Raw genomic sequence first — 9,889 nt, 5'->3', positions numbered from 1 at the left:
ATCTTCAAGAACGAAGACGGTCGCTTGTTCCGCCACCTCCGCTACACGTATACTTACGATAACGAAAACCGCGTAACCAGCAAGGAAGCTTCCAAGTGGGACAGCGTAAAAGAAGCCTGGGTTCCTTACTTCAAAATGAATATGGAGTATAATAATCATGAAATTGAAGTGAGCTACGCCCGTTGGAACTCCAAGAGCAACGCTTACAACAGCAATGTTGAAAAAACTGTTTATGAACTGAATGATGATAATGTTACTTTAATGTTAGCAAGTACAAAATAAAAGCGAATAGTTTTCTCGGGTAAACCGGCTATTGGGAATGAGGCGTTTCCCGATAGCCGGTTTCTTTTGTTATTGGCATTTGTTATGTTATTAAGTCTGAACAGCTTTACTACCCTACGGATAAAAAATATATCTTTGTGAATGAACCTGTTAATTGTCGGACATTAATCAAAACACAGATGAAAAATATGTTTTATTGGGCTGGCATCATAAGTATTCTTATCTGCCTGCCGCTTCGGGTTTCCGCTCAGTCGTACGAACAAATGTGGAAACAGGTTGAAGCTCTGGAACAAAAGCAGTTGCCTGAATCTGCAATCAAAGAATTGCAAAAGATTTACGAGCACGCCAAGCAGGAAAAGAACATGCCTCAAATGATGAAAGCCCATCTGACAAAGGCATCCTTATCTATCGACATCACTCCCGATAGTCTGGACCGTGAATTATCCGGACTGAAAACCTGGGTGGCGGAAGAAAAAGATTCGGTGTATAAAGCTATACTGAATCATCTGCTGGGATATTATCTCCTTGATACTGGCAAGAGAGATGAAGCTGCCATAGACGCTGCTATCACTTATTTCCGCCTTTCACTGCAAGATAAAGATATACTTTCCCGGAAGTCTGCTGCGGATTACCGCCCGATGACTGTCAGCAAAGAACTGAGCGAGAAGTACTGTGGCAACAATATGTATCAGTTGCTTGCCCGGCAGGCCATCTCACGGCTGAACGGCTATTTCATTGTTAATCCCGTATTAGCCGAAAAAACGCAAACCGAGATATTGTCCACTTATGACGGGCTGATTGACTTTTACCAACAGCAAGGCATGACGGATGCCCGCCTATTGCTAATGCTCGATAAACTGAATTACCAAGGGAATGACATCAGTCGCGGCGGTGTAAATGAAAAGTTGAGGCTGACCGACGAACAAGTAATAGCCCTCCTGAAACAATGGGCCGAAGAGTTCTCCGCTTCTCCACTTTGCGGAGAGGTATATTGCCAACTGGCAGAACGCTACGATAGGATGCAGGATTATACCGCCAAATTGCATGCCGCCCAAACCGGACTAAAAAAATATCCCCAATCACCCTCTGCCAATGATTTGAAAGAACAAGTGGCAGAAGTGCTCACTCCCCGGCTGATGGTAGAAATTCCCTTTGCTTATCCGGCAAGGGAAGTGGATTTGAAAGTAAAATACCGCAATCTGACCGGGCTGACCATAGAACTTTACCGGATGAACCTGCCCGTCACAAGTAATATCCTGGAAAGGGAAATAACTGCTTCCACCGTAAGTCAATACGGTAAATTGGTCGGCACCCGCCATTATCAACTGGCAGCCACCCCCGATTATATGGAAACAGATACCTTGCTGCATTACAAATTTCCCACCGAAGGCATTTATATATTAAAATCTATCCCCGACGCCTATCGCAAGTATACAGCTTATGGAAAAGCTTATGTTTCCTCCCTGCAAGCCATATCCTTGGGATTGCCCGGCGGAAAACAGGAAATCAATATCATCGACCGCCTGACGGGACATCCGGTGGCAGGCACGGAAGTAGCGTATTACCGTGTGTCGCAGGGAGAAGGTTATCGTTTGCTGAAGGCTTATCCTACAGACAGCAAAGGAACTGTTACCCTTACCCCGCCCGATGAAAGAAACTGGCTGGGAATAAACGTCCGTAAGCCGGGTGCCGACTATATGGAAATCAGCTATGCCGGTTTTTCGGGTGCGGGATATCATGTGCCTGCCTCCCGGAAGTGGGAAAAGCATGTTTCCCTCTTCACCGACCGGGCTTTGTACCGTCCCGGGCAGGTGGTGCATGTTTCGGGAATAGCGTATGAGCAATCGGGCGATTCGATACGCATCTTCTCAAGAGTCCGCAAGGAGTTAGTGCTGCGGGATGCCAACCGGCAGGAGATTGGCAAACTATCTCTTGCTACAGACGAATTCGGGGCTTTTTACGGCGACTTCGTGCTTCCCGAAACACTTCTCCCGGGAGAGTTTGAACTGTCGGTAGAAAGCGGTGAAAACCGTTATATCCGTGTGGATGAATACAAGCGTCCGACGTTTGATGTAGTCTTCCATCCTTATCAGGCCACTTATAACGTGGGAGATACCGTATTAGTTAGCGGCGAAGCAAAAACATTTGCAGGCGTTCCGGTAGGATTGTGCAGACTCAATTATAAACTCACCCGTTCGGAGAATGAATTCTGGAGGATTTCGGACCATGAAACTGTTCTGGCAGTAGGTGAAGTGCAGACTGATGCAGCCGGTAACTTCCGCTTCCCGGTCTTTCTGCGCAAACCGGATGATTTCAAGCCCGACCGACCGGGGCGTTACTACACCTACAAAATTACGGCTGAGGTCATCAACCTGACCGGAGAGGTGGAAAGCGGTACTTTGTCGTTACCTGTAGGGCAACAGTCCGTAGCCTTACAGATTAAAGGTCTGCGCCCAAAGGTGGCGCGCGAGAAACGGGAAACCATACAGGTTTTGGCTATGAATCTAAACCGGCAGCCCGTAACGCTTCAAGCCACTTGCGTGGTGTATGCTTTGGACGAAAAAGGAAACAAAACCAATGAGGTATGCTGCCGCACAGTAGAAACCCGCCGCTCTTTTGTTCCCGACGATATACTGGCCCTTGCTCCGGGACGTTACACTATGGAAGTGTCAGCCCTCGACGGGCAGGGAAGAACCTGCACGGCACGGCAGGATTTCATTCTCTTTTCGTTGGCAGACCGTCACCTGCCGGTACATTCACCGGAGTGGTTCTATCAGGACGGGACAGAATTTAATGACGGGTATCCCGTCAGCCTGTATGTGGGCAGCAGTGAGAAAGATGTCTATCTGTTGTACGATGTCTTCTGTGGCGACAAGCGCATTGAATCCAAACGGATGGTTCTCAATAATGAAATCCGGCAGTTCACCTATCCCTATAAACCGGAATATGGAGACGGCATCACCGTGAACTTCGCCTTTATGCGCGAGGGCAAACTATACACCAAGCAAGTGCAGATATCCCGTCCCCGCCCGGATAAGAGTCTGCAACTGAAATGGATTACTTTCCGTGATAAGCTGCAACCGGGAGGAAAGGAAGAATGGCAGCTCCAAATCACGCATCCCGACAAGAAAGCGGCCGATGCGCAATTGCTTGCCACTCTTTATGACGCTTCCCTCGATAAACTGTACGTCAATGACTGGGCTTTCAACCTGAACTTTCCCCGTTCCACTCCCGGTGTCCGTGCCAACCTGATATTCTCAGGTCATTCCATCTGGATGTACAGCAACTTCCCCTATGCGGGCAGCACTCTGCGCGGCCTACGTTGGTGGGATGTGTATAGCACCCTGAATACTCCTTTCTGGCGGGTTCCGCGTCCTGAGGGCGGTTTCCGTGTAAAGCAGGATAGCAGGATGATGAAGTCCGCAGCTATCAGCCTTGATGCTGAAACCCCGCCGGATGACGGTTTTGAAGTGGAAGACGGAAATTCCGTTGAAGCGGTGTTTGAATGCTCTGACGCTGTGGCATTGGACGATGGTTCTCCATACGTTCCTCTCCGGCAAAACTTTGCAGAAACAGCCTTCTTCTATCCCGCCCTCCGTACGGATACGAATGGAGTCGTAAGCCTGTCTTTCACTTTGCCCGAAAGCCTGACCGAATGGAAGTTCATGGGGCTTGCCCATACCCGGGGTATGGATTACGGACAGATAACAGCCCGGGCAAAAGCCGTCAAGCCGTTTATGGTGCAACCCAATATGCCCCGTTTTATCCGTGTGAACGATAAACCGGTCATCAGTACAGGAATAATCAACCTGTCGGAAGAAAACATCCGGGGAACAGCCCGAATGGAACTGGTTGACCCGCAAACAAACCGGGTTCTGTCAACCTGCGAACACGAATTCAGTGCGGCTGCCGGAGCAACCGTTTCCGTATCTTTTGATTTGGAAACCCCGGATGAAACTACGGTCTGGATTTGCCGGATTATTGCCGAGGGAGGCAATTTCAGTGATGGCGAGCAGCATTATCTTCCGGTTCTGTCTGATAAACAATGGGTGACTGAGGCAATACCCGTGCAATTGAACGGTGCGGAAAGTAAATCGGTTGCATTGGACGGCTTGTTTAATGACGGAAGCAAAACCGCCACCAATAAATGCCTGACGGTGGAACTGACTGCCAATCCCGATTGGTATGCTATACAGGCTTTGCCCGTCATTGGTAATCCTTTGAATGAAGATGCCTTGTCGTGGGCAAGTGCTTACTATGCCAATTCACTATCCACAACCATTATCAATGCCCATCCCCGCATCCGGCAGGTGTTCGAAAGCTGGAAAGCGCAGGGCGGTTCATCATCAGGCAATCTCAGTGATAAAGAAGACCTGAAAGACCTGCTGCTTAAAGAAACTCCCTGGCTGGCGGATGCCCTCAACGAGACGGAGCAGAAAAGAAGCATAGCGCTTCTGTTCGACCTGAACACAATGGGCAACCGTAATCAGGTTGCAGCATCCCGTCTGGAAGCATTGCAACTCCCCGACGGCTCCTGGAGTTGGTATAAAGGGATGTCGGGCAACCGCTACGTCACCACTCGGATTGTAGAAATGCTGGCACGGCTCCGGACGATGGGCGCGTCTGTTGCTCCGCTACAGGGAATGTACGAAAAGGCGGTGAATTATCTCCATAGCCAATGGCTGGATGAATACAGACAGATGAAGGAAAGTGAAAAGAAGGGCGATAAGGATAGATTGCCCGGCGAGCAATCCCTGCATTACCTGTATATCTGTGCTTTGGATGCGCAAGTTGCGAAGCGGGCCGATAAAACAGCCTACTCGTATATGATTGGCAAACTGGAAGCAGCCCCTCCGGCTGATGCCATTTATGACAGGGCGCTTATCGCTACCCTACTGCATAAAGCAGGTAAAACGACCAAAGCGAATGAACTTGCCCGCTCCATTCTGGAATATTCCGTTACCACACCCGGGATGGGACGTTATTTCGATACTCCGAAAGCTCGCTACTCCCGGAACAGTTATAGAATTCCGACGCAGGTGGTCGCCATCGAAGTCCTGTCCGGCATTCTGAAAGAACCGTTGGCGGTTGCCGAAATGAAGCAATGGTTGCTTAAACAGAAGCAAGTGCAGGCCTGGGACAATCCGGTAGCTACTGCCGATGCCGTATATGCTTTCCTGGGTGGAGATGATAATCAGTTAGCAGAGAGCAGCGCTATGAAAGCGGAAATAGCCGGAACAGAAGTGGTGACTCCCGATGATGCATTAGGTTATGTCCGCCGTTCGTTCTCCGGTGATAAGGCTGAAACCCGGCAAATAGAAATAGCGCACACGGGTGCAGGGATAGGCTGGGGGGCTGTATATGCCCAATATCTGGAAGATATGGATCAATTGCAATCTGCAAAAGGTAACGGTTTGAAAATCACCCGTACTTATTATAGAGATGGCAAGGAAGTTTCTTCAAAAACAGATTTGCATGTGGGAGACGAACTTACCGTCCGGCTGACAGTGAAAGCAGACCGGGATATGGATTTCATTCAGATAAAAGATACGCGTGCCGCTTGCATGGAGCCAAAGGAGGCGTTGTCGGGATATCGCCATTCCGATGCTATCGGCTATTATCAGGTGATGCGTGATGCTTCTGCCGAATTCTTTATTGATAAACTGAGGAAGGGCATTGTTCAGATAGAGTACAAAGTCTATATAGACCGTCCGGGAACTTACCAGACCGGTATTGCCACCGTGCAATCGGCTTATGCACCCGAGTTTGGCGGACATATAAAGAGTCTGTCTGTAACGGTTCGTTGAAATTATTATTCATTTATTAATCATAAAATGCGTATGAAGCATCTATGCTTACTGATTGCTTTTTTATCTTTCCTTAGCTGTAAAGCTCAGGGGGATAATGAGGATTTGGCAAAAGAGGTGGTAATCTCGGGCCGTGTCTTGAATAGGGAGGTCTATCCGAAGGAAAAGGAAGTGACGCTTGTGATACCTTATCTGTCTGAGATGGAGACTGTTTACACTTCTCCCATAGCGGATGACGGTACTTTTAGTTTCCGTTTTAGTCCTTACGCTCCCGTTCGTGAAGTTGTTCTTCGCAATTATGCGGAGCACTTGTTTGTACATCCGGGTGATAGCCTGTTTGTAGAGATTGACTTCAGTGATTTGCTGTCTCCCAAGATTACGGGAACTTCCGGTACACTGAATCAATATATGGCTCTTTTCACTTTAGGTGGATATTATCGTGGCCCTTATTATTGTAATCCAAGGAGTACTTTCGAAGAATTTGAGAAGGAATTGGGAGAAGAGCATACCAGCCGTTGGGAACGTCGTGCCGACTTCCTGAAGGAACATTCTCCGGGTGCTGAGGTTGAAGAATATACGGCAGATTTGCTGTGGATAGATTATTATAATGCACTCTTTAGATATGCTGCGTCACAGGCGTCGGAGGGTAAGGACGTTAGTCTGTATATGGCATTGTTGTTAAAACTTAACCCTCTCTTTTCGGGGAAAACCGTTTTTGCCGGTCTGTTTCCGCTTGCTGAAACGGTGAATTTTTTCCTCTATTACAATCACACCAGAAAAAAATATAGCGATTTTGAGTTAGCAGATCTTATTAAGGATTGCAAGGATAATGCTATCCTGCCCTATTTATATCTCCAACACGTGGCCGTTCCTTTATGCCACAACGATACGCTTTGTCTGGCTGATTACAGGCTTCAGTTCGACTCTATAGTGCAGGCTCCCCATTTGAGGCAACCCATACTTGAATTATATGAGGATAAAGTAGATTATCTGAAAGCTCCCGAAAAGGTATCCCACCATATGCTCTATGGCAATAATGCTGATGAGGCGGCTGCCAGGAAGGACATGCCGTTTATGATTCCTGTATATAATCTTCTGGAAAAGTATGCAGGCAAGGTGATTTATGTTGATTTCTGGGGAGTGATTTGTCCCCCTTGTCTGGCAGAAATGGAGCCTTTGAAGGAATTGCGGAAACGGTATTCTCTCAATGATGTGGTAATGGTGAGTATCTGTGGAAGTAGAGACAGGGAGGCATACCATAAGGTTCTGGAACGCTTTTCTCTACAGGGGAAGAATATTGAATGCGTCTATTCGGAAGATTGGGCGACCTCCGATGACTATCACCGCATCATGAAGCATTGGGGCATGAACAGCATACCGCAATTCCTTCTGATTAACCATGATGGGGTTATAGTGGATTATGGCACTGCATTAAGACCCAGTTATCCGAAGACAGCAGCAAAGATTGATGCCCTCTTGAAGTAAGGGGAGAATCGGGTAGAGGTAGGTATATCAGGCCGATATGTGGTATGAGGGAAGTTATTGGGGCTTCCCTCACTTTATAATGGATAATTTATTGTTTATAAGACTTATCAGTTAGCGGCATAGTCAGGCTGATTGCTTCTGCATGAGTAGATTGCAAGAAGTCTCTGTCGTACAGAAATGTATATCCGTTTTCATCTTCTGTCAATGTTCCGGCTTTATAATCGCGTAGATAAACTAATGCTTGTTTCATAATTCAGTGTTTTGGGGTATTGGAACAGCGCCTACTTCCATTCCAAAAAGATTTAATACCTGATTTACTTTATCCAATCTTAAGGTCTGCTTACCCTGCTCTAATTCGCGGATAAAGCGGAGGCCTACGCCGGACTTTTCTGATAAGTCAACTTGTGTAAGTTCATGTTGCTTGCGTATCTCTTTTACGTATTTTGCTAAAGTCATATATTCCATATTATACCCGTTTGGGTACAAATATAATAATTATATTGTTATTTATACCATATCGGGTATAAATAGTTCTTTTCTATTTCCTGTTAGCCCGTTCTATTATTATGGTATTTCTTTTAGCACTTTCCAGACTCCGCTATACCTTCCTCCGATGCGGGAAAGCATTTCATTATTGGTTAGGTAAGTTATGCGTCTTTGAATTGCAGATTCTGAAAGACCAAGTTTTTCGGAAATCTCCTTCCGGGTAATAGAGGGATTTTCTTTCATTAGATTGAGAATTTGCAAATATTCATTCTTTTCGGTTGTTTGTTCGCTTTGTTCGGTTGTTTGTTCGCTTTGTTCGGCTGTTTTCCCGCTTTGTATAGGACGGAAGTAAGTTACCATAGAGCAGACCATATCTGTTGCGAAACTTACCTTTTGGCCTGTAAGCAATTCCCATTTGAGTATTTTGTCTATTCCATAGCCTGCATTTTCAGAGAGCTTGGCATAGCGGAAAAGTTTGATAATGTTGGGATTGCGTGGCATTGAGATTATTTGCTCTTTGAGGCGATTGAGATCAATATAGAAACGACCGGGGTTTTGGAATTCTATGCGATTATCAAATACACGAATAGTCGAATGCATAGGGCTAAAATAATCGGCATGTGCCAATAAATTGACCAAACCTTCCCGGAGGGCATAAAGTTGGGAATTGTCATCTGGTGAAAACCCGTCAGGTCCTGTACTGAAGGGGGCATCAACATATAAACGTAAGCGTTGTATTAAGACTTGGTAGTATTCCCAAATATTCTCCTGTTCCGGCATACGATAAGTATATCGAGTGGGGGCATCTTGATAAGAAGTACCGGGAATTTCAATATAATCTATCCAAAAATTGTGAATAATACTTTGAACCACATCTCTTTTTCCTAACATAAGAAGACTACCGTAAGTGAGTTGATTATTATAAGTAATCCCTGTTTTTTGGCAAAAAGTCTTATCGTCAAGGTTGTTATAAGCAAATTCATTATTGAATTCTTGGATGCGGCGACGAAAAGTCTGAAGTGATGAAGGATTAAGATCCTCAAGTGTTGTATTGGGTATGATTTGTTCGGAGCGACTACCAAAGGCTTGATCTCGCTGGATGGCAAGGATTTCCATCTCAGTTGCTCGTTGATCTCCACTTCCGGTACGTATAAAAGTATTGCTTAGGTTATTATTAAAATATACAGGTTTGATGGGAGATGAAGGGATGTAAAATGCAAGTACATCAACTCCGTCAATAATGTATTTTTCGGCTTGTACAGGAATTGGAAGGTTAAACTTTGTCTGCGAACGAAGTGTGCCTATAAAATCTTGTTCCTGTTTTTCAGGTTTCTTTACTCCTGATATTTGGTATTGGCTTATTCCATTTTTTCTATTTTCTTCTATTCCAAGCACTATCCATCCGCCGGAAGTGTTGGCAAAAGCAGATACAGTTTCCCAAATATTCTTGGGAAGTTCGGTTTGAGCGGATTTTACTTCAAAATCATTCCATTCAATGTCAGTGAGTTTATGTAGTAGTTCTTCTTTAGTCATAATTTTTATTATTATGAGGTAAAAGTAATACTTTGTTTGCTATTATAGTACTTTAAGGCATACAAATCTGTTATACTTTGAATCTATTTGTTCTTGTTTGTCCGCTTTTGTGCGGACACTTGTCCGTTTACGAACACTCTCTGAAAAAGTATAATCGTTGATAATCAGTATCTTATTGCTTTGGCACGGCAATTGACTATATATAGTCGAAGGCGGTTGACAAAAACTTCCTTTTAAAAATCAAGAAGTAATAACAATAAAAAAATAACGATTATGAAAACGAACTTAATTTCTAA

The 9,889-nt window shown here is 45.4% G+C and carries 6 protein-coding genes; 3 read left to right on the top strand and 3 right to left on the bottom strand.

Translation table 11 applies throughout. The annotated features are described in order from the left end of the window. The 3 genes from QZ135_RS23275 to QZ135_RS23265 form a co-directional block, all read left to right on the top strand. The coding region (locus tag QZ135_RS23275; protein ID WP_294615241.1) for a DUF3836 domain-containing protein at nt 1-282 on the top strand (282 nt) is incomplete at its 5' end. A 179-nt stretch (nt 283-461) separates the two neighbouring features. Next, nucleotides 462-6,089 (top strand): alpha-2-macroglobulin family protein, encoded by a 5,628-nt coding sequence (locus QZ135_RS23270; RefSeq protein WP_294615238.1) that lies wholly within the window; start codon nt 462-464, stop codon nt 6,087-6,089. Between the two features lie 33 nt (nt 6,090-6,122). Beyond that, a complete protein-coding gene (locus QZ135_RS23265; protein ID WP_294615235.1) occupies nt 6,123-7,574 on the top strand; it encodes a TlpA disulfide reductase family protein in 1,452 nt (483 codons plus the stop codon). An 88-nt stretch (nt 7,575-7,662) separates the two neighbouring features. On the opposite strand, the gene QZ135_RS23260 is transcribed toward QZ135_RS23265, so the two are convergent. The 3 genes from QZ135_RS23260 to QZ135_RS23250 all read right to left on the bottom strand — a co-directional run bounded on the left by QZ135_RS23260 (nt 7,663) and on the right by QZ135_RS23250 (nt 9,593). Next, on the bottom strand, nt 7,663-7,824 hold the full coding sequence (locus tag QZ135_RS23260; RefSeq protein ID WP_294615232.1) for a HipA N-terminal domain-containing protein: 162 nt from the start codon (nt 7,822-7,824) through the stop codon (nt 7,663-7,665). Next, a complete protein-coding gene (locus tag QZ135_RS23255; protein WP_294615229.1) occupies nt 7,821-8,039 on the bottom strand; it encodes a helix-turn-helix transcriptional regulator in 219 nt (72 codons plus the stop codon). The genes QZ135_RS23260 and QZ135_RS23255 overlap by 4 nt, the downstream gene beginning before the upstream one ends. A gap of 99 nt (nt 8,040-8,138) precedes the next feature. Next, entirely contained in the window at nt 8,139-9,593 is a 1,455-nt protein-coding gene (locus QZ135_RS23250) for an RNA-binding domain-containing protein (RefSeq protein WP_294615226.1), read from the bottom strand. Nucleotides 9,594-9,889: the final 296 nt, after the last annotated feature.

It is taken from the genome of uncultured Bacteroides sp. (assembly GCF_905207245.1).
In the GTDB taxonomy this organism is placed as follows: Bacteria; Bacteroidota; Bacteroidia; order Bacteroidales; family Bacteroidaceae; genus Bacteroides.
The sequence above is the reverse complement of the archived record's forward strand: the minus strand, read 5'-3'. Positions and strand labels throughout refer to the sequence as shown.